This is a genomic window from Microbacterium salitolerans, assembly GCF_019720895.1.
Classification (GTDB): domain Bacteria; phylum Actinomycetota; class Actinomycetes; order Actinomycetales; family Microbacteriaceae; genus Microbacterium.
In genome coordinates, this window is record NZ_JAHKSH010000002.1 from 566143 (window position 1) to 587526 (window position 21384).

The 21384-nt window shown below is 68.8% G+C and carries 18 protein-coding genes and 1 tRNA gene; 1 reads left to right on the forward strand and 18 read right to left on the reverse strand.

Translation table 11 applies throughout. The annotated features are described in order from the left end of the window. Positions 1–8: 8 nt before the first annotated feature. Both KOL93_RS05905 and polA read right to left on the reverse strand, forming a co-directional pair. Positions 9–1682, reverse strand: coding sequence for a DUF885 domain-containing protein (locus KOL93_RS05905; protein WP_221584384.1), 1674 nt, complete (start codon positions 1680–1682; stop codon positions 9–11). A gap of 48 nt (positions 1683–1730) precedes the next feature. Then, on the reverse strand, positions 1731–4355 hold the full coding sequence (polA, locus tag KOL93_RS05910) for a DNA polymerase I (RefSeq protein WP_221584385.1): 2625 nt from the start codon (positions 4353–4355) through the stop codon (positions 1731–1733). Positions 4356–4413: 58 nt separating this feature from the next. Here polA and KOL93_RS05915 point away from each other — a divergent pair, with 58 nt between their 5' ends. Further along, positions 4414–4839, forward strand: coding sequence for a PaaI family thioesterase (locus KOL93_RS05915; RefSeq protein WP_221584386.1), 426 nt, complete (start codon positions 4414–4416; stop codon positions 4837–4839). A 76-nt stretch (positions 4840–4915) separates the two neighbouring features. On the opposite strand, the gene KOL93_RS05920 is transcribed toward KOL93_RS05915, so the two are convergent. The 16 genes from KOL93_RS05920 to rpe form a co-directional block, all read right to left on the reverse strand. Then, the gene (locus tag KOL93_RS05920; protein ID WP_221584387.1) at positions 4916–5539 is read right to left on the reverse strand and encodes an ANTAR domain-containing response regulator; all 624 of its coding nucleotides are present in this window, start codon (positions 5537–5539) and stop codon (positions 4916–4918) included. Between the two features lie 74 nt (positions 5540–5613). Next, positions 5614–5696 (reverse strand) — tRNA-Leu (locus tag KOL93_RS05925). Between the two features lie 39 nt (positions 5697–5735). Beyond that, positions 5736–7178: a pyruvate kinase gene (gene pyk, locus KOL93_RS05930; protein WP_221584388.1), complete on the reverse strand. Its 1443-nt coding sequence runs from the start codon at positions 7176–7178 to the stop codon at positions 5736–5738. 171 nt (positions 7179–7349) lie between these two features. Beyond that, positions 7350–8807 (reverse strand): glutamate synthase subunit beta, encoded by a 1458-nt coding sequence (locus tag KOL93_RS05935; protein ID WP_221584389.1) that lies wholly within the window; start codon positions 8805–8807, stop codon positions 7350–7352. Beyond that, positions 8800–13374, reverse strand: a complete 4575-nt coding sequence (gene gltB, locus KOL93_RS05940; RefSeq protein WP_221584390.1) for a glutamate synthase large subunit — start codon at positions 13372–13374, stop codon at positions 8800–8802. The genes KOL93_RS05935 and gltB overlap by 8 nt, the downstream gene beginning before the upstream one ends. Before the next feature lie 117 nt (positions 13375–13491). Beyond that, the gene (lgt, locus tag KOL93_RS05945; protein WP_221584391.1) at positions 13492–14517 is read right to left on the reverse strand and encodes a prolipoprotein diacylglyceryl transferase; all 1026 of its coding nucleotides are present in this window, start codon (positions 14515–14517) and stop codon (positions 13492–13494) included. 46 nt (positions 14518–14563) lie between these two features. Next, positions 14564–15352, reverse strand: a complete 789-nt coding sequence (gene trpA / locus KOL93_RS05950) for a tryptophan synthase subunit alpha (protein ID WP_221584392.1) — start codon at positions 15350–15352, stop codon at positions 14564–14566. After that, positions 15349–16557, reverse strand: a complete 1209-nt coding sequence (trpB, locus tag KOL93_RS05955; protein ID WP_221584393.1) for a tryptophan synthase subunit beta — start codon at positions 16555–16557, stop codon at positions 15349–15351. Before trpB ends, trpA begins: the two co-directional genes overlap by 4 nt. After that, positions 16557–17345 carry an indole-3-glycerol phosphate synthase TrpC gene (gene trpC, locus KOL93_RS05960; protein WP_221584394.1) on the reverse strand — a complete coding sequence of 263 codons (789 nt, stop codon included), beginning with the start codon at positions 17343–17345 and terminating at the stop codon, positions 16557–16559. Before trpC ends, trpB begins: the two co-directional genes overlap by 1 nt. Next, a complete protein-coding gene (locus KOL93_RS05965) occupies positions 17345–17575 on the reverse strand; it encodes an HGxxPAAW family protein (RefSeq protein ID WP_221584395.1) in 231 nt (76 codons plus the stop codon). The genes trpC and KOL93_RS05965 overlap by 1 nt, the downstream gene beginning before the upstream one ends. Before the next feature lie 55 nt (positions 17576–17630). Next, on the reverse strand, positions 17631–18305 hold the full coding sequence (locus KOL93_RS05970; protein WP_221584554.1) for a Trp biosynthesis-associated membrane protein: 675 nt from the start codon (positions 18303–18305) through the stop codon (positions 17631–17633). After that, positions 18302–18730, reverse strand: coding sequence for a phosphoribosyl-AMP cyclohydrolase (gene hisI, locus KOL93_RS05975; protein WP_221584396.1), 429 nt, complete (start codon positions 18728–18730; stop codon positions 18302–18304). Before hisI ends, KOL93_RS05970 begins: the two co-directional genes overlap by 4 nt. Further along, the gene (gene hisF, locus KOL93_RS05980) at positions 18727–19539 is read right to left on the reverse strand and encodes an imidazole glycerol phosphate synthase subunit HisF (protein WP_221584397.1); all 813 of its coding nucleotides are present in this window, start codon (positions 19537–19539) and stop codon (positions 18727–18729) included. Before hisF ends, hisI begins: the two co-directional genes overlap by 4 nt. Then, positions 19526–20368, reverse strand: coding sequence for an ATP phosphoribosyltransferase (hisG, locus tag KOL93_RS05985; protein ID WP_221584398.1), 843 nt, complete (start codon positions 20366–20368; stop codon positions 19526–19528). The genes hisF and hisG overlap by 14 nt, the downstream gene beginning before the upstream one ends. A 49-nt stretch (positions 20369–20417) precedes the next feature. Continuing rightward, complete coding sequence (locus KOL93_RS05990) at positions 20418–20681, reverse strand: phosphoribosyl-ATP diphosphatase (RefSeq protein ID WP_221584399.1); 264 nt, start codon at positions 20679–20681, stop codon at positions 20418–20420. 17 nt (positions 20682–20698) lie between these two features. Next, positions 20699–21373, reverse strand: coding sequence for a ribulose-phosphate 3-epimerase (rpe, locus tag KOL93_RS05995; RefSeq protein WP_308291551.1), 675 nt, complete (start codon positions 21371–21373; stop codon positions 20699–20701). Between the last annotated feature and the right edge of the window lie 11 nt (positions 21374–21384).

The window sequence follows — 21384 nt, forward strand, 5'->3', positions numbered from 1 at the left end:
AGTCCCCCTCAGGTGAGCAGCGCCGAACGGAGGGTATCGAGCCCCACCCCGCCGATGTCGAGTGCACGCTTGTGGAAGGCCTTCATCGAGAAGGCGTCGCCTTCCCGCTCGGAGACCGCATCGCGCAGCTGCTCCCAGATGCGCTGCCCGACCTTGTACGACGGCGCCTGACCGGGCCAGCCGAGATAGCGGTTGACCTCGAACTGCACGAACTGGTCGGCCATGTTCACGTTGCGACGCATGAATTCGAGCGCGTAGTCGGCATCCCACTTCTGGTAGCTGTCGGGGCGGCGCTTCCCGAGGTGCACGCCGATGTCGAGCACGACGCGCGCCGCGCGCATGCGCTGACCATCGAGCATGCCGAGACGGGCCGCGGGATCCTCGAGGTAGCCGAGCTCTTCCATCAGCCGCTCCGCGTAGAGCGCCCACCCCTCGGCGTGCCCCGAGGTGCCGGCGAGCAGGCGACGCCAGCTGTTGAGCTGCCCACGGTTGTAAACTGCCTGGCCGATCTGCAGGTGGTGTCCGGGCACGCCCTCGTGGTACACGGTCGTGAGCTCGCGCCACGTGTCGAACGCGCGCACGCCGTCGGGGATTGACCACCACATGCGCCCGGGGCGAGAGAAGTCATCGCTCGGCCCGGTGTAGTAGATCTCACCCGACGTGGTGGGGGCGATCATGCACTCGATCTCGCGCACGGGCTCGGGGATGTCGAAGTGCGATTCACCGAGCTCGGCGACCGCCCGGTCGGCGGTCTTCTGCATCCACTCCTGGAGCGCCTCGGCACCCACGAGCTTGCGCGTCATGTCGGTCTCGAGGAACGCGATCGCATCCTCGACAGTGGCGCCCGGAACGATCTCCCGCGCCAGCGCCTCCTGCTCCTGCCGCACGCGGGCGAGCTCGGAGAGGCCCCACTCGTACGTCTCGTCGAGGTCGACATCGGCGCCGAGGAACCGACGGGAGTGCAGGCCGTAGAGCTCACGGCCCACGGCGTCGTCTTCGGAGGCGCGCGGCGCGAGCACACCGTCGAGGAAACGCGCGAGACGCCCGTAGGCCGAACGCGCCGCGTCGACGCCGTCGGCCAGATCGCTCTGCAGCGCCTCGGGGAGCTCGTGCCCGTCCGCAGACGAGGCGGCGACCAGCTGGTCGAAGAACCCGTCGGGGAACGCATAGCTGCGCGCCTGGTCGGCGACCTCACGCACCTGGCGCACCGCGGGCACGATGTCGGACTGCATGCCCTCGCGCAGCGTGGTCATGTAGCCGTCGATCGCGTCGGGCACGCCCGCGAGACGCTTGGCGAACATCTCCCAGTCGTCGACCGTCTCGGTGGGCATGAGGTCGTACGCCTGGCGGATGTCCTGCGACGGGCTCGCGAGCACATTGATGTCACGTTCGTGCCAGCGGGCCTCATGCAGCTCGAGGTCGAGCCGCAGCTCGCGCGCGAGATCGGTCTGCGTCACGCGGTCGATCTCGTCGAGCGGTTCAGCGGACTCGAGCTTCGTCAGCGTCGCGCGCGCGGCCTCGGCGGCCGCCACATGCCCGTCGGGGCCGTAGTCTCCGTAGCGGTCGTTCACCTCGGTTCGGCCGATGTAGGTGCCGAGCGTGGGGTGGAGGTCGACGAGCGTGTCGACCCACTCCTCGGCGATGGAATCGATCAGGGACTGGGGGCGATTGTTCTCATCCATGAGTTCTTCCAGGGTATCGGCACATGCGCGATGCGCCGACGCCGGGCGTCAGTGGGCGGCCTCGTTCCAGTCGGCGCCGTGGCCGACCTGCACCGACAGCGGCACCGTGAGCGCCGCGGCGTCGCCCATGCCGCGGCGCACGATCTCTTCGACCTGATCCCACTCGCCATGGGCCACTTCGACCACGACTTCGTCGTGGATCTGCAAGAGCAGGCGCGAATCCAGCTCGCGGAGGTCCTCATGGATCCGGAACAGCGCGATCTTCATGATGTCGGCCGCGCTCCCCTGGATCGGCGCGTTGAGGGCAGCGCGCTCGGCGTTCTCACGCAGCACCCGGTTGGGGCTCGTGAGGTCGGGGAACGGACGGCGGCGACCGAAGATGGTCTCGGTGTACCCGTCCTCGCGGGCCTTCTCGACGGACGCGCGCAGGTAGTCGCGCACGGCACCGAAGCGCTCGAAGTAGCCGAGCATAAGCTGCTTCGCCTCCTTCTGCTCGATGCCGAGCTGCTTCGCGAGCCCGAATGCCGAGAGTCCGTAGACGAGGCCGTACGACATCGCCTTGACCTTGCTGCGCATCTCGCTCGAGACGTCTTCGGGAGCGACGCCGAACACCTGCGCGCCGACGAATCTGTGCAGGTCCTCGCCGGCATTGAATGCCTCGACGAGGCCGGGGTCGCCCGACAGATGCGCCATGATGCGCATCTCGATCTGCGAGTAGTCGGCTGTCAGAAGCGTCTCATAGCCGGCGCCGACCTCGAACGCCGCGCGGATGCGGCGCGATTCCTCGGTGCGAACCGGAATGTTCTGCAGATTCGGGTCGGTGCTCGACAGGCGCCCCGTCTGGCTGCCGGTCTGCACGTAGGTGGTGTGGATGCGCCCGGTGTCGTCGATCGCCTGGTCGAGGCCGTCGATGATCTGCTTGAGCTTCGATGCCTCACGGTGCGTCAGCAGCTGCGCGAGGAAGGGGTGGCCGGTCTTGACCTGCAGGTCGGCGAGGGCGTTCGCGTCGGTCGTGTAGCCCGTCTTCGTCTTTCGCGTCTTCGGCAGGTCGAGCTCTTCGAACAGAACCTGCTGCAGCTGCTTCGGCGACCCGAGGTTCACCTCGTGGCCGATCTCGGCGTATGCCTGTTCGGCGATCGACGCGATGCGCTCGCCGAGCTCCGAGGAGAAGCCGGAGAGCTTCTCGTGCGACACCGCGACCCCCGCGACCTCCATGTCTGCCAGCGCGATGAGGGTCGGCATCTCGATCTCGTCGAGGACCGCGCGGGCGCGCTCGGGGAGCTCTGCCACCACCGCGTCCGCGGCGCGCAGGGCGTACCAGCTGAGCTGACCCGGCGTCGCGCCATCCTGCTCTGGCACGAGCTGGTTCGGATCGGCTTCGGGGAGTCGTTCGCCCAGGTAGCGATCGACCAGGTGACCGAGCGTCTTGTCGGGGAACGCCGGCCGCGCAATCCATCCGGCGATCAGGGCGTCGTACCGCAGTCCTCGCACCTCGACACCCGCGCGCCGAAGCGCCTTGACCTGCGTCTTCGCGTCGCACATCACCTTCGGCGACGGCGATGCGAACCACCCGGCGACGGCGTCGCGGACGTCATCCGACCAATCGGCCTCGACCGCCGCGTCCGCCGTCGCCAGGCCGAGGCGCGTCGGGAGCCCCGCGGCCATGAGCACCGTGACGCCCACGGGACGGTCGGGGTCGGTGAACCACGCCCCCAGCGCGGAGGCATCGAGCTCTTCGACCGCGGGGGCCTCCAGCTGCGGTTCCGCCGGCACATCGGCGTCGCCTCCCATCGCCTCGAGAACGCGCGCGAGAAGCGATCGGAACTCGAGCTTCGAGAAGATGTCGCGGACCGCCTGATCGTTCGCGGCGACGATCTCGAGTGCGTCGAGCTCAACCGGGATGTCCATGTCGTCGAGCAGACGATTGAGCCGGCGATTGCGGCGGACGTCCTCGACGTGGTCCCGCAGATTCTGCCCCACGACGCCCTTGATCGACTCGGCACCCTCGAGGATCGCGTCGAGCGAACCGAACTGCGTCAGCCACTTGACGGCGGTCTTCTCTCCGACCTTCGGCACACCGGGGAGGTTGTCGGCCTTCTCGCCGACGAGCGCCGCGACATCCGGGTACTGCTCGGGCGGGACACCGTAGCGCTCCTCGACGGCGGGCGGGTCGTAGCGCTTGAGCTTCGACACTCCCTGCACCGACGGATACAGCAGCGTGACGCGTTCGTTGACGAGCTGAATCGAGTCGCGGTCACCCGAGCAGACGAGCACGTCGTAGCCCCCCTCGGAGCCGCGGCGCGCGAGGGTCGCGAGGATGTCGTCGGCTTCGAAGCCGTCCTTCTCCAGCACCGTCACGTTCATGGCCGCGAGGCACTCCTTGAGGAGCGGGATCTGGCCCTTGAACTCAGACGGCGTCTCCTGGCGCCCCTCCTTGTAGTCGGGGTACACCTCCTTGCGGAACGTCTTGTCCGAGACGTCGAACGCCACGGCGACGTGCGTCGGCTTCTCGTTCTTCAGAAGGTTGATGAACATCGACAGGAACCCATGGATCCCGTTGGTGTGCTGGCCCTCCCTGTTCTGGAAGGTGTCGACCGGCAGCGCGAAGAAGGCGCGGAAGGCGAGCGAATGGCCGTCGACGATGAGCAGAGTAGGCTTCGTGGGGTCCGTCACCCCTCCAGGGTATGCGGGACCCCCGACATTCGATGCACGACCCCCGAAGGACCAGCCGATGACCGCTGATGCGCAGACGATCCCCGACGGACTCCAGTGGGTGGCAGATCGCGGTCTCGGAGCTCTCGCCGAGCGCATGGGGATCGAGTTCCTCGAGTTCGCTTCCGATCGCGCCGTCGCGACGATGCCGGTCGAGGGCAACACGCAGCCCGTCGGCCTGCTGCATGGCGGTGCCTACGTCGTGCTCGGCGAGTCCCTCGGCTCCATGGCGGCCAACTTCCACGCGGGGCCTGGTCGTCTCGCTGTCGGCCTCGACATCAACGCAACGCACACGGCGTCGGCGACATCCGGGATCGTCACCGGCACGTGCACGGCCATCCATCTCGGCCGCTCTGTGGCTGTGCATGAGATCGTCGTCACCGACGCGAGCGGTCGGCGCTGCTCGACCGTGCGCATTACGAACCTCATCAAGGATCTCCCCTGACGGATCCGTCTGCCGAGACGACGAGAGGCGCGCCCCGGCAGAAAGCCGAGGCGCGCCTCTCGTATCGGAGTGCGGGTCACTCGCCCTTCGGCGAGAGCTGCTCAATGATGGCCTTCGCGACGTCCTGCATCGTGAGGCGTCGATCCATCGAGGCCTTCTGGATCCAGCGGAACGCCTCGGGCTCGCTGAGGCCCATCTTCTCGTTGAGGAGACCCTTGGCGCGATCGACGAGCTTGCGGGTCTCGAAGCGCTCGACCATGTCGGCGACCTCGGCCTCGAGCGTGATGATCTGCTCGTAGCGCGCCAACGCGATCTCGATCGCCGGGAGCAGGTCGTTCGGGGTGAACGGCTTCACGACGTACGCGAGCGCGCCCGCCTCGGTCGCACGCTCGACGAGCTCCTTCTGGCTGAACGCGGTGAGCAGCACCACGGGGGCCACATGGTCGCGCGTCAGCCTCTCGGCCGCCGAGATGCCGTCCAGCTGGGGCATCTTCACATCCATGACGACCAGATCAGGCCGCAGCTCGGTCGCGAGCTGCACCGCCGTCTCGCCGTCTCCGGCCTCGCCGACCACGTCGTATCCGTTGTCCCGCAGGATCTCGACGATGTCCATACGGATCAGCGACTCGTCTTCTGCGACCACCACGCGACGCGGCGCTCCGGCTGCGTTCTCGTTCTGCTCTTCGCTCACGTGATCCATCCTATGACGCGCGCCTGGCCGTTCGCCGTCATGCGAACCGGCGCGCTGGCGCTTCGCATCCTTCTGCCGTTCCGTGCCGGTGGTGGGACTCGAACCCACACGTCCTCGCGGACAGCGCATTTTGAGTGCGCCGCGTCTGCCATTCCGCCACACCGGCCCGGACGACGACCCTCGCGGATCGCCGCCCGTCGCCTGCCTACTTCTGGTAGGCCGGAGCCGCGCCGTGCATCGCGTCGCCGACGCGGTGCACTCGCAGATCGTTCGTGGATCCTGCGATTCCGGGAGGGGATCCGGAGATGACGATCACCTTGTCGCCGACGCGCGCGAGGTCGTTGGAGAGCAGGTAGTCGTCGACCTGCAGGAACATGCGGTCGGTGTGCTCGACGAGGTCGACGATCGCGGAGCGGATGCCCCACGTGAGCTGCATGCGACGCTGCGTCTCCTCTTCGATCGTGAACGCGATCATCGGGCGCGACGAACGCAGACGCGACATCCGGCGCGCCGAGTCGCCGGTCTGCGTGAAGATGCAGAGATACTTCGCGTCGACGAAGTCGGCCACGTCGACCGCGGCGAGAGTGATCGCGCCGCCCTGGGTGCGCGGACGCGTCGTCAGCGACTCGATGCGATCGAGGCCGTGCTCCTCCGTCGACTCCACGATCCGCGCCATGGTCTGCACCGTGACGACCGGGTACGCACCCACGCTGGTCTCACCCGAGAGCATGACCGCGTCGGCCCCGTCGAGGACTGCGTTCGCGACGTCGCTCGTCTCCGCGCGCGTCGGCACGGGGTTCTGGATCATCGACTCGAGCATCTGCGTGGCGACGATGACGGGCTTCGCGAGACGGCGGGCCAGCGAGACCGCGCGCTTCTGCACGATCGGGACCGCTTCCAGCGGGAGCTCGACACCCAGGTCGCCACGGGCGACCATGATGCCGTCGAACGCCTCGACGATCTCCTCGAGGACGTCGACCGCCTGCGGCTTCTCGATCTTGGCGATGATCGGGACGCGACGGCCCTCTTCGGCCATGATGACGTGAGCGCGCTGGACGTCCTTCGCGCTGCGCACGAACGAGAGCGCGATGATGTCGGCGCCCTTCCGCAGCGCCCAGCGCAGATCCGACTCGTCCTTCTCGCTGAGCGCGGGGACGTTGACGGCGACGCCGGGCAGGTTGATGCCCTTGTTGTTGCTCACCGGACCGCCGACGATCACCTTCGTCGTCACCGTCACGCCGTCGGTCTCGACGACCTCGACGCGGACCTTGCCGTCGTCGATGAGGAGGAAGTCGCCGGGGGCGACGTCCTGAGCGAGCCCCTTGAACGTCGTGCCGACGAGCTCCTTCGTGCCCTCGACGTCTTCCATCGTGATCTTGAAGATGTCGCCGGGCGCGAGGTGGTGCGGCCCGTCGGCGAACGTGCCGAGCCGGATCTTCGGCCCCTGCAGGTCCGCGAGGATCGCGACCGGGCGGCCCGCCTCGGCGGCCGCGCTGCGCACGTTCTCGAAGTTGTTGTCGTGAACGGAGTAGTCACCGTGGCTGAGGTTGAAGCGCGCGACATCGAGTCCCGCGTCAATCAGCTCCCGGACTGTCTCCTTGGTCGAGGTCGCCGGCCCGAGGGTCGCGACGATCTTGGCTCGTCTCACAGAATCGCCTTCCGCACTGCTGGGCATTCCTGCCCTGTGGCTGGTGTGATGCGCTCGGCCGGGCGGTCGGGAACCGCACGTGCCCGTAGACGCCGGAAACCCCGAACGCGCTTCTCACACTACGCGCATTCGGGGTCTCCGTGCGACGCGAGTGCGCCGCCTGTGGGGCTCTCAGACGTGCATGCCGACGTCCGTCGGCTTCACGGGAGCGGGGAGGAACGTCTCCCCCATGAGGTGCTCGTCGACCTTCGACGCGGCCGCACGGCCCTCCGCGATCGCCCACACGATGAGCGACTGCCCGCGGCCGGCATCGCCCGCCACGAAGATGCCCTTGTCGGCCGTCTCATAGCGATCGTCGCGCTCGACGGCACCGCGGTCGGTGAAGCGCGTCGACAGCTGGTCCTCGAGCAGCGTGCGCTCAGGGCCGGTGAAGCCCATCGCGATGAGGACGAGGTCCGCCGGGATCTCGCGCTCGGTCCCGCTCTTCGGGAGGCGTCGTCCGTCGATGTACTCGGTCTCGGCCACGCGCAGCGCGCGCACCTCGCCGGCCTCGTTGCCGAGGAACTCGACAGTCGATGCGAGGAACTGGCGCTCCCCGCCCTCCTCGTGGGCAGACGACACCTCGAACACCGTCGGATCCGTCGGCCACGGCTGGTGATCGGGGCGCGTCTCGCTCGGCTGCGTGCCGATCGCGAGGTTCGTCACGCTGAGCGCCCCGTGGCGATGCGCCGTTCCGATGCAGTCGGCGCCGGTGTCGCCGCCGCCGATGACGACGACGTGCTTGCCCTCTGCCGAGATCTGGTTCGGCACCTGGTCACCCGCGCCGGCCCTGTTCGACTCGACGAGGTACTCCATCGCGAAGTGCACACCGTCGAGATCGCGACCCGGAATCGGCAGATCGCGCGGGATCGTCGCCCCCGTCGCCACCACGATCGCGTCGTACCGCGCGCGGAGGTCGGCCCATGTGATGTCCTCGCCGATCGTGACGCCGGCGCGGAATCGCGTGCCCTCGTCGCGCATCTGGCGCAGACGCGCGTCGAGATGCTTCTTCTCCATCTTGAAGTCGGGGATCCCGTATCGCAGGAGACCGCCGATGCGATCGTCTCGCTCGTACACGGCGACCGTGTGGCCGGCGCGGGTGAGCTGCTGCGCCGCCGCGAGTCCCGCGGGTCCGGATCCGACGACCGCGACCGTCTTTCCGGTGAGGCGTGTCGGAGGCTTGGGCTCGACCCAGCCGTTCACCATCGCCTCGTCGATGATCGAGACCTCGACCTGCTTGATCGTGACGGCCGGCTGGTTGATCCCGAGGACGCACGAGCTCTCGCACGGTGCGGGGCAGAGGCGTCCCGTGAACTCCGGGAAGTTGTTCGTCGCGTGCAGGCGGTCGATCGCGGCGCGACCCTCGCCCTTCCAGGTGAGGTCGTTCCACTCGGGGATCAGGTTGCCGAGCGGGCAGCCCTGTTGGCAGAACGGCACACCGCAGTCCATGCAGCGGCCCGCCTGACGTGTGAGCACCGCCTTATCGCCGGGCTCGTACACCTCTTTCCAGTCCATGATGCGCACGGGCACCGGCCGGCGTGCGGGGAGCTCTCGCTCCGTCACCTTCAGAAAGCCCTTGGGATCAGCCACCGGTCACCTCCAGGATCCGGTTCCAGACGACGTCGCCGTCGGGGTCGAGCCCCTCATCGGCGGCGTCCTGGCGCGTCTTCTGCACGGCGGCGTAATCACGCGGAAGCACCCGCACGAAGTTCGCCACCTCGTTGTCAAAGTCGTCGAGCAGGCTCTTCGCCAGCTCGGATTCGGTCTCGCCGATGTGTCGCTCGAGCATGTCGCGGAGGATCTCGACGTCGCCGGAACCCAGCTCGCCGAGCGTCAGCTCGCCCGAGGCCAGGGCCTGCGTGTTCACCTTCTCGCTGTCGAGACGGTACACGTACGCCGTGCCGCCCGACATGCCCGCACCCAGATTGCGTCCGGTCTCGCCGAGGATCACAGCGAGCCCGCCGGTCATGTACTCGAGCGCGTGGTCGCCCACGCCTTCGACGACGGCGACGGCACCCGAGTTGCGGACGAGGAAGCGCTCGCCCACGACGCCGCGGAGGAACAGGGACCCCTGCGTCGCGCCGTAGCCGATGACGTTGCCGGCGATGACGTTCTTCGACGCGTCGAAGGTCGCGCTGCGCGGAGGCCGCACGATGATCTGACCCCCGGAGAGGCCCTTGCCGACGTAGTCGTTCGAGTCGCCCTCGAGGCGCAGCGTGATGCCGCCCGGGAGGAACGCGCCGAACGACTGCCCGGCCGAACCCGTCAGGTTCACCGTGATCGCACCGGCGGGCAGGCCGTGCTCGCCGTGCGCCTTCGTGACCTCGTGCCCCAGCATCGTGCCCACGGCGCGCGCGGTGTTGCGGACCGGGAGGTCGATCGCGACGTCGCCGCCGGAAGCGATGACATCCTGTGCCCGCGCGATGAGCTGCACGTCGAAGTGCTCGGCGAGCTCATGATCCTGCTCTCGGGCGTGCGCACGCGGCTCCGACGCATCGAAGGCCGGGCCGTGCAGGATCGGCGAGAGATCGAGTCCGTCGGCCTTCCAGTGCGCGATCGCACGGTTGAGGTCGAGCGCATCGACATGGCCGATCGCCTCGTCGAGGGAACGGAAGCCGAGCTCGGCGAGGTACTCGCGCACCTCCTGCGCGATGAACTCCATGAAGTTCACGACGTGCTCCGCCTTGCCCGTGAAGCGCTCGCGCAGCACCGGGTTCTGCGTCGCCACGCCCACGGGGCACGTGTCGAGGTGGCACACGCGCATCATGATGCAGCCCTCGACGACCAGCGGCGCCGTCGCGAAGCCGTACTCCTCCGCGCCCAGGAGCGCGGCGATCACGACGTCACGGCCGGTCTTCATCTGGCCGTCGACCTGCACGACGACGCGGTCGCGCATGCCATTGAGCATGAGCGTCTGCTGCGTCTCGGCGAGGCCGAGCTCCCACGGGGTCCCCGCGTGCTTGAGCGAGTTCAGCGGGCTCGCGCCCGTGCCGCCGTCGTGGCCGGAGACGAGGATGACATCGCTCAGCGCCTTCGCGACGCCGGCCGCGACAGCGCCGATGCCCGACTGGCTCACGAGCTTCGTGTGGATGCGCGCGGAGGGATTCGCGCGCTTCAGGTCGAAGATCAGCTGCTTGAGATCCTCGATCGAGTAGATGTCGTGGTGCGGCGGCGGCGAGATGAGACCGACGCCCGGCGTCGAGTGGCGCGTCCGCGCGACCCACGGGTAGACCTTGCCCGGCGGCAGCTGACCGCCCTCGCCGGGCTTGGCGCCCTGTGCGAGCTTGATCTGGATGTCGTCGGAGTGCGTCAGGTACATGCTCGTGACGCCGAAGCGGCCCGACGCGACCTGCTTGATCGCGCTGCGGCGCTCCGGGTCGAGCAGACGGTCGACGTCCTCGCCGCCTTCACCGGTGTTCGAGCGCGCACCGAGCCTGTTCATGGCGATCGCGAGTGTCTCATGCGCCTCGCGAGAGATGGATCCATAGCTCATCGCGCCCGTCGAGAAGCGCTTCACGATCGACGAGACCGGCTCGACCTCATCGAGCGGCACCGGTCGGCGATCACCCGCACGGAAGTCGAAGAGACCCCGGAGGGTCTTCAGCTCGGCGGCCTGGTCGTCGACGAGCTTCGTGTACTGACGGAAGACGTCGTAGCGCCGGGTGCGGGTCGAGTGCTGCAGGCGGAACACCGTCTCAGGATTGAAGAGGTGCGGCGAGCCGTCGCGACGCCACTGGTACTCGCCGCCGGTCCACAGTCGCTCGTGCACCCGCGGCGCACGGTCCTCGGGGTACGCGAAGGCGTGGCGCTCGGCCGTCTCGCGCGCGATCGCCTTCAGACCGACGCCCTCGATCTTCGTCTCGGTTCCCGTGAAGTACTTCGCGATGAGATCGCTGGACAGGCCGACCGCCTCGAACACCTGCGCGCCGGCGTACGACGACACGCTCGAGATGCCGATCTTCGACATGATCTTCAGCACGCCCTTGCCGAGCGCGTAGATGAGGTTCTTGACGGCCTTCTCGGGGCTCACACCCGTGACGGAGCCGCTGCGCACCAGGTGCTCGACGGTTTCCATCGCGAGATACGGGTTGACCGCGGTCGCACCGTATCCGAGCAGGACGGCGACGTGATGCACCTCGCGTACGTCGCCCGCCTCGACGACGAGCCCGACCTTCATGCGGGTCGCGTTGCGGATCAGGTGGTGGTGCACGGCCGACACGGCGAGAAGCGACGGGATCGGCGCCAGGTCCTGGTTCGAATCGCGATCGCTGATCACGATGAACTCGGCGCCGTCCTCGATGGCGCGATCGACCTCGGCGCACATGCGCTGGAGGCGCTTCTCCATGCCCGCCGCTCCCGCGGAGACGCGGTAGAGAGCCGGCACCGTGACGGACGTGCGCCCGGGAAGCGCGCTGTCGATGTGCTGGATCTTCGCCAGCTCATCGTTGTCGATCACCGGGAAGTCGAGGCCGACTCCGCGCGCGTGCGTCGGACCCCACGTGAGGAGGTTGCCCTCGGGGCCGAGACTCAGCCGCAGGCTCGTGACGACCTCTTCGCGGATCGAATCGAGCGGCGGGTTCGTGACCTGCGCGAACTGCTGCACGAAGTAGTCGAACAGCAGGCGCGAGCGCTCGCTCAGCACCGCAATCGGCGTATCGGATCCCATCGCGCCGAGGGGCTCCGTGCCCGTCCTGCCCATCGGGCCGAGGAGGATCTTGAGCTCCTCCTCGGTGTAGCCGAACGTGCGCTGCCGGCGACGGATCGAGGCGATCGGGTGCACGAGGTGCTCGCGCTCAGGCAGGTCGGCGAGTCGCACCGTGCCCTTGTCGAGCCACTCACGCCACGGCTCCTTTGCGGCGAGGATGCCCTTGACCTCGGCGTCGGAGCGGATGCGCCCCTCAGCCGTGTCGACGACGAACATCGTGCCGGGCTGCAGACGCCCGCGCTGAGCGATGCGCTCGGGAGCGAAGTCGAGGACTCCGGTCTCGGATCCGATGACGACGAGGCCGTCGGTCGTGACCGTCCACCGACCCGGGCGCAGACCGTTGCGGTCGAGCGTGGCGCAGACGAGCGAGCCATCCGTCGCGAGCAGGGCGGCCGGGCCGTCCCACGGCTCCATCTGACCCGCGTGGTAGTCGTAGAACGCCTTGAGATCCGGATCCAGGCTCGTCTTCTTCTCGTGAGCCTCCGGCACCATCATGAGCATCGCGTGCGGGAGCGAGCGACCGCCGAGGGTGAGGAGCTCGAGCACCTCGTCGAAGGACGCCGAGTCGCTCTCATGATCCGAGCAGATCGGGAGCAGCGGCTCGATGTCGCCGAGCAGCTCGCTCTCGAGCTGCGACTGACGCGCCCGCATCCAGTTGCGGTTTCCGCCGACCGTGTTGATCTCGCCGTTGTGCGCGAGCATGCGCAGCGGCTGCGCGAGCGGCCACGACGGGAACGTGTTGGTCGAGTACCGCGAATGGACCACGGCGAGCTCTGTGACGAAGCGCTCGTCCTGGAGGTCGAGGTAGAACGGCTCGAGCTGGAGCGTCGTGACCATGCCCTTGTAGCCGAGCGTGCGGCTGGAGAGCGAGACGAAGTAGGCGTCGAGCTCGTGCTGCGCGCGCTTGCGCAGGCGATAGGCGCGGCGATCGAGCGCGATGCCCGACAGCGGCTCCTGATGCCCGGCCTGTGCGCTCGCGATGAACAGCTGCTCGATCGCGGGCTGCGCGTCGCGGGCGAGACGTCCGAGCTCGTCGGGGACGACGGGGACGTCGCGCCACCCGAGGACGTGGAGGTTCTCGGACCCGGCGATGCGCTCGATCTCGCGCTTCTGCTCGGCACGGGCGTCGTCGTCGGTCGGCAGGAAGGCCATGCCCGCGGCGTACTCCCCCACCGGCGGCAGCTCGAAGTCGACGACCTGCCGAAGGAAAGCATCGGGCATCTGCGTCAGGATGCCTGCGCCGTCACCCGTGCCGGCGTCGGATCCGATCGCTCCGCGGTGCTCCAGATTGCGGAGCGCCTCGAGGGCGAGATCGACGATGTCGTGCCCGGGTTCACCGCGCAGCGTGGCGACCATCGCGAGGCCGCACGCATCCTTCTCGAACGCCGGGTTGTACATGCCCTGCTGGGGGGGAAGCGCGCCGGGCGCGCTGGGACGCAGGCTGGATGCCATAAGCGATTCCGTCCTCGTGTCTCGTGCTCTGTGGGGACGACGTCAGCCCGCCGGCAACCGTGGGTGGGGGTGTCGGGTGCGAAGGGGTGGGAGTTCTGCTCCGAGACGCTCAGCGACTCACTTCGCGACTGCTGCGCCTGATGCGGCGGCCGAGGGGCTGACTTCCGACGACGGCGGTTCGCTGGTGTCGACGAAGTCGTCGGGGCTGTCACCCGATGCTACCGCATTCTGGGAATCCCCTTGACGTCCGGGGCGGTACACGGAAGGCTCTGCGCCCTGGTGCCGACGCTGGACGATCAGCACGACGATGCCCACCACGACGGCGAAGATGGCCGCCCAGACATTGGTGCGCAGGCCGAGGAAGACCTCGCTCGGATCGATGCGGATCGATTCCCAGACGATGCGTCCTGCGCCGTACCAGATGAGGTAGACCGCGAACAGGCGCCCCCACTGCATGGAGATGAGGCGGCCGAGCCAGAGGAGTACGAGGACACCGATTCCGTTCCACAGCACCTCGTACAGGAACGTCGGGTGGAAGAGCGTGCCGGCCGGGAGCCCGATGGGGATCGCGGCATTGTCCGCGTCGATCTCGAGACCCCAGGGAAGATCTGTCGGGAGTCCGAACAGCTCCTGGTTGAACCAGTTACCGAATCGGCCGATCGCCTGCGCCAGCAGCAGTCCCGGAGCGAGTGCATCCGCGAAGGAGGTGAAGCGGATCCCTGTCCAGCGGCAGCCGATCCAGGCACCGAGGGCGCCGCCCAGCAGTGCGCCGAAGATCGCGATCCCGCCATCCCAGATGTTCCAGACGGCGTTCTCGACCATGGGGTTCCACCACTCGCGCCCGGCTTCGAAGTAGAAGCTCCAATGCGTCAGGACGTGGAAGGCGCGCGCGCCGACGAGCGCCAGGATGACGGCGGGCAGCGCGACATCGATGACGACCCACGGCTCGCCGCCGCGCTTCGTCAGGCGCCGGTGCGTGAGGATCGTGGCGATCACGATCCCCGCGAGGATGCAGAGCGCGTAGAAGTGGACCGTGAACGGACCGAAGGTGAAGGATCCGATCGTCCACTCCGAACCGAACGTGAAGGACGAGATCGGCGGACTGGGGATGCTCGCGGGGAGAGGCAGGGCGGAAGACAGCATGATGGGGAGAGTCTAGGTCCTTGTGTGAGGTGCGCTGTGGGAGTGCTCAGGATCCGCGGGTGCCCGCGGCGAGTTCGCGTGTCTTGGCGACGAGCCCGACGACGCCGCCCTCGCGGAGGGCGCGGACGAGGGCCGTGCCGACGATCGCTCCGTCGGCGTAGTCGACGACGCTCGCGATGTGCTCGGCTGTCGTGATGCCGATGCCCACGCACGCACGCGACGCGCCGTGCTCGCGCAGTCGGCCGACGACGGTGCGAGCCGCGGCGTCGAGCTCTGCGCGCTCGCCCGTGATGCCCATCGTCGACACGGTGTAGACGAATCCCGTCGACGAGCGTGCGATCAGCTCGATGCGGTCGTCGGAGGAGGTCGGGGCGGCGAGGAACACCCGGACGAGATCATGGCGCTCGGACGCCTCGACCCAGTCGGCGCCGGAATCGGGAGTGATGTCCGGGGTGATGAGGCCCGCCCCGCCGGCGGCAGCGAGATCGCGTGCGTAGCGGTCGACGCCGTACTGCACGACGAGGTTCCAGTAGGTCATCACGAGAACCGGCACGGACGTGCGCGCGGTGATCTCTCGCACGACGGTGAACAGATCCGCCGTGCGGAAGCCCGCCACGAGGGCCTCGTTCGTCGCCTCCTGGATCACGGGCCCGTCCATCACCGGATCGCTGTACGGCGGACCGAGCTCGATGATGTCGACGCCGTTCTCGGCCATCGCGACAGCGGCCTCGATCGAGGTGGCGGTATCGGGGAAGCCCGCCGGCAGGTAGCCGATGAAGGCACCGCGCCCGTCGGCTCTCGCGGCATCGATCGCGCGTTCGACGGAGTTCGTCATGGCGTCGCTCCCTCGTCGTAGAGGCCGAAGTAGGTCGCGGCCGTGTCCATGTCCTTGTCTCCGCGACCCGAGAGGCAGATGGCGATGGTCGCCTCGGGACCGAGCTCCCGGCCGAGACGCAGCGCTCCCGCGAGGGCGTGCGCGGACTCGATCGCGGGGATGATGCCCTCGGTCTCCGTGAGCAGGCGCAGCGCCTGCATCGCCTCGTCATCGGTGGCAGGGACGTAGGTCGCGCGTCCGGTCGCCGCGAGCCACGCGTGCTCGGGACCGACGCCCGGATAGTCGAGGCCCGCCGAGATCGAGTGCGATTCGATCGTCTGGCCGTCGTCATCCATCAGGACGAATGTGCGGGAGCCGTGGAGCACGCCGGGCCGGCCGCGCTCGATCGATGCCGCGTGACGATCCGTGTCGACGCCGTCGCCCGCCGCCTCGACGCCGTAGAGGGCGACCGACGCATCATCGATGAACGCGTCGAACATGCCGATCGCATTGGATCCGCCGCCGACGCAGGCCACGACGGCATCGGGCAGCGCGCCCGTCTTCTCGAGAAGCTGCGCGCGCGCCTCCTCGGAGATGATCTTCTGGAAGTCGCGCACCATCGCGGGGAACGGATGCGGGCCCGCGGCCGTTCCGAAGATGTAGTTCGTCGTCTCGACGCTCGCCACCCAGTCGCGGTACGCCTCGTTGATGGCGTCCTTGAGCGTGCGGGACCCATTCGTCACGGGAATCACCTCGGCGCCGAGCAGACGCATGCGGGCGACGTTGAGCGCCTGGCGCTCGGTGTCGACCTCGCCCATGTAGATCGTGCACTCCATGCCGAACAGGGCCGCGGCCGTCGCCGTCGCGACGCCGTGCTGGCCCGCGCCGGTCTCGGCGATCACGCGGGTCTTGCCGAGCTTCTTCGTGAGCAGAGCCTGACCCAGCACATTGTTGATCTTGTGACTGCCCGTGTGGTTCAGATCCTCGCGCTTGAGGAACATGCGTGCACCGCCGCCGTGCGCCGCGAAGCGCGGCACCTCCGTCAGCGGTGAGGGGCGCCCCGCGTAGTCGGCGAGCAGCCCCGCGAGCTCCGAGCGGAAGGAGGGATCGGCTATGGCCGCCTGGTGGGCCTCGGCGAGATCGTCGATCGCGGCGATGAGCGACTCGGGCATGTAGCGCCCACCGAAATCGCCGAAGAACGGTCCTGGCTGCTCGCGCAGAGACATCAGATCCCTTCCGTTGCAGAGATGAAGGAGGTGAGCGTCGCGACGGGGTCGCCGGTCACGAGCGCTTCGCCGATGAGGACGGCGTCCGCGCCGTCGCGGCGATAGCGCACGACATCGTCGGGGACCGAGACCGCAGACTCCGCCACGCGGATCGTGCCGTTCGGGATCTCGGGCGCCAGTCGCGCGAACAGGTCGCGGTCGAGGGAGAAGTCGGTGAGATCGCGAACGTTGACGCCGATGATCGGCGCGCCGAGATCGGCTGCGACCTGCACTTCGTCGCGCGAATGCGCTTCGACCAGCGGTGTCATGCCCATCTCGGTGATCAGCGCGAACAGCTCGGCCAGAGCGCGACGCTCGAGTCCCGCCACGATGAGGAGCACGAGATCTGCTCCGGCCGCGCGCGCCTCTGCCACCTGGTAGGGCGTCGCGATGAAGTCCTTGCGCAGGACCGGGACCTCGACCGCGCACTTCACGGCCGTGAGGTCGTCGAGCGACCCTTTGAATCGGCGCCCCTCGGTGAGGACGCTGATCGCGGCCGCGCCCCCCTCTGCGTAGAGGCGGGCCTGGTGCGCCGGATCGGGGATCGCCGCGAGATCGCCGCGCGACGGGCTCGCACGCTTCACCTCGGCGATGACGCGGATGGCGTCGTCGCTCGAGAGGAAGCCGACGGCGTCGAGCGCCGACGGCTGCGCCTCGGCGCGTCGCTCCACAGCGGAGAGCGGGAGCTCGGAGCGCCGCCGCTCAGCGTCCTCCACCGCCCCCGTGGTCAGGTCGGCGAGGAGCGACATCAGTGCCCCTTGGGCTGGTACTTGGGCCCGTTCACGCCGAAGCCGAGCTTGGACATGATGAGGCCGACGATGGGACCGAGCACGGTGATGGCGACGCCGACCCACACGAGCCAGATCATCCAGAAGAACAGCGCCACCGTGCCGATCGACAGGCCGATCAGCATGATGATGATGTTCGTCCAGGCGGCGGGCGAGTCTCCGTGGCCGGGGTCGCCGATGGGATTGGGCATAGGGGAACTCCTCGAGTGGTGCGGGGAACAGAACGAGTCTAGGGGATCCGCTCGGTCAGTCTCGGCGGCCCTCGCCGTGCGGGGGCTCGATGCGCTCCGGCTCGGCGGACTGCCGTTCGGCGGCGAGGGTCGGGTCGTCGCCGCGTGAGAGGTCGTCCCACGAATCCACGGCGTCGAGCGGCCCCCCGCCGGCGGCCGCCTGCGCGCGCGCTCCGGCGTGCTCGTAGCGGCGTCCGCCGCGCCGCCAGCGGCTGCTCGTCGCGAAGGTGAGAACGCCGGCGGCCGCGATGAGCGCGGCGAAGACGAGCGAGATCCACGGCCACGGGGTGACCTCGATGCCCGTGACGAGGTCGGCGACGGCCTCATCGCCCGCGATGCCGGTGTGATCCGTCACCGCAGACTGCACGGCGGACACCGGCGCGCGCACGGCGACGGGGACGATCACGGCGACGAGCGACACGCCGATGATGACGGCCAGGCCGGCGAGGATGAGACGGACGATGCGCCCGGTGAGGGCGAGGGCGAGGGCGAGAGCCATCGCCGCCAGGCTCAGCGGCTGGAGCAGCGGCAGTGCGGCGGATCCCTCGGACATCACGGCGGCCTCGGCGACCTCGGTCGTCGCCCACACCTGCGTCGAGGCGATGAGGCACATCGCCCCGCCGACGAGCAGGGCGAGCACGCTCGTGCTGCGCCCACGGCGCTCCGCCCAGCGCGCTTCCGATCCCGTCACGCGCCCGACGCCTCCTCGCGCCCTGGAGCGGCGGCGGCGCGCGCTTCGCGCGCGTCCGGGACCACCACCGGACGAAGGTCGCGCTCGTCGCCGTCGAAGCAGGTGTCGGTGCCCGTGTGGCATGCCGCTCCGGTCTGCACGACATCGAGCAGGACGACGTCGCCGTCGCAGTCGATGCGCGCTCCCCTGACCTCCTGGATGTGTCCGGAGGTGTCTCCCTTGCGCCAGTACTCGCGACGGCTGCGGGACCAGTACGTCACGCGCCCGGTCGTCAGCGTGCGGCGCAGCGCCTCGGCGTCCATCCATGCGAGCATCAGCACGTCGCGCGTGGTGTGCTCCTGCACGATGGCCGGGACCAGCCCCTCGCCGTCGAAGCGCACGCGCGACAGCTGCAGCGCGAGATCGAGGTCGTTCGGAGCGTTCATCGGATGAGGATCCCTTCGGCGCGCATGGCATCCTTCACCTGCGCGATGGTCATCTGCCCGGAGTGGAACACGGTCGCGGCGAGGACCGCGTCGGCACCGGCCCGGACGGCGGGTGCGAAGTGCGACGGATCGCCCGCACCGCCGGAGGCGATGATCGGCACGTCCGAGAGGTCGCGGATCAGCGCGACGAGTTCGAGGTCGAAGCCGGCCTTCGTGCCGTCGGCATCGATCGAGTTCACGAGCAGCTCGCCTGCGCCGCGTTCGATCGCCTCGCGGGCCCATGCGAGCGCGTCGAGGTCGGTCTCGGCGCGGCCGCCGTGCGTCGTGACGACGAAGCCGCTCGGCGTGCGCGCCGACCGCTTGATGTCGAGCGACAGCACGAGCGCCTGGGCGCCGAAGCGGTCGGCGATCTCGTCGAGCAGCGCGGGACGCGCGATCGCCGCCGAGTTGACGCCCACCTTGTCGGCACCGACGGCCTGGAGGCGCGCGACGTCGTCGACCGAGCGGACTCCCCCGCCGACGGTCAGCGGGATGAACACCTGTTCCGCGGTGCGCTGGACGACGTCGTACATCGTGGCGCGGCCATCGACCGTGGCGCTGACGTCGAGGAACGTGAGCTCGTCGGCGCCCTGCGCGAAGTACTCGCGTGCGAGCTCGACGGGATCCCCCATCTCGCGCAGGTTCTCGAAGTTGACGCCCTTCACGACCCTGCCGTTCGACACATCGAGACACGGGATCACCCGCGTTGCGACGCCGAGATCGGCAGCCGTCGCGTGCGTCGGCGTCAGGACGTCGTCAGAGTCGCGCATTGTGGATCGCCGTCACGAGCAGGGCGCGCGCGCCGAGAGCGTAGAGGTCGTCCATGATGCGGTTCGCGTCGCGGTGCTTCACCATGACGCGAGCCGCGACCCATCCCTCGCGCTGCAGCGGCGAGACCGTCGGCGACTGCATTCCCTGCGCGATGTCGGCTGCCTGCGGGAGCAGCTCGGCCGGAAGGTCGTAGTCGAGCATGACGTATCGGCGTGCGACGAGCACTCCGCGCAGACGACGGAGGAGCGTCTCGACGCCGTCGACCTCGCTCGGGCCCTGGATCAGGACGGCCTCCGACTCGAGCATGACGGGCCCGAAGATCTCGAGACCCGCCTGGCGCAGCGTCGTGCCCGTCGAGACCACGTCGGCGACGGCGTCGGCGACGCCGAGCTGGACGGCCGACTCGACGGCGCCGTTCAGCGGGACGACGTCGACCGAGACGCCGTGCGTCTCGAGGAACGACTCGACCAGTCCGGCATACGACGTCGCGACGCGCTTTCCGGCGAGGTCGGACAGCTCAGAGAAGCGGCCGGCAGGCGCCGCGAAGCGGAACGTCGATGCGCCGAAGCCGAGCGCCTCGATCTCGCGCGCGTCGGGCATGCGGACGTCGCGCAGCAGGTCGCGACCGGTGAGGCCGACATCGAGCGCACCGCGTGCGACGTAGGTGGCGATGTCGCGCGGACGGAGGTAGAAGAACTCGACGCCGTTGGCGTCGTCGATGAGGTGGAGGGTCTTCGAGTCGCGGCGCGTGGCGTAGCCGGCCTCTGCCAGCATCTGCACGGCGGTCTCGGACAGCGAACCCTTGTTGGGAATGGCGATGCGGAGCACGGGAGAGAATCTTTCCTGATCGGGCGAACGGCGGGTGAACGAGCGCTGATCAGAGATGTCGGTAGACGTCCTCGAGCGTGAGGCCCTTGGCGATCATCATCACCTGGAGGTGATAGATGAGCTGAGACATCTCTTCCGCGGCCTCGGCGTCGGACTCGTACTCCGACGCCATCCAGACCTCGGCGGCCTCTTCCACGATCTTCTTGCCGATGAAGTGCACACCCGCGTCCAGCTCCGCGACGGTGCCGGAGCCCTCAGGGCGGGACTGGGCCTTGTCGCTCAGCTCGGCGAACAGGTCCTCGAAGGATTTCACCCACACAGGCTATCGGCTCAGTGACGGTGCGCGCGTGCGAGAGCTCTCAGCTGGGCGATGCGCCCATCGATATCGTCCGCGCCGAACACGGCGGATCCCGCGACGAAGGTATCCGCTCCGGCCTCGGCGGCCTGCCCGATCGTGTCCGGTCCGATGCCGCCGTCGACTTGCAGCCAGACGTCCGCACCCGTCCTCGCGGCCGCCTCGCGCAGCTCCACGAGCTTCGGCATCGTCTCGGGCATGAAGCTCTGACCACCGAAGCCCGGCTCGACCGTCATCACGAGCACCTGGTCGAACTCGCCGAGGTGGTCGAGCAGCGGCTCCACGGACGTGCCGGGCTTCGCGGCGACCCCGGCGCGCGCGCCGATGTCGCGGATCCGCCGGGCGAGGGCGATGGGATCCCGCGCGGCCTCGACGTGGAAGGTCACCGAGGCTGCGCCGATCTCGGCGTACTCGGGCGCCCACCTGTCGGGGTCGCTGATCATGAGGTGCACGTCGAGCGGGATCGGGCTCGTCGCCTGCACGCGCTCGACCATCTGCGGTCCGAAGGTGAGATTCGGCACGAAGTGATTGTCCATGACGTCGACGTGCACGAGATCGGCGCCGGAGATCCGCTCCAGGTCGCGCTGCATGTTGACGAAGTCGGCGGACAGGATGCTCGGGTTGATGCGCGGCGCGTCGGGAAGTCTCACGCGTCCATTAT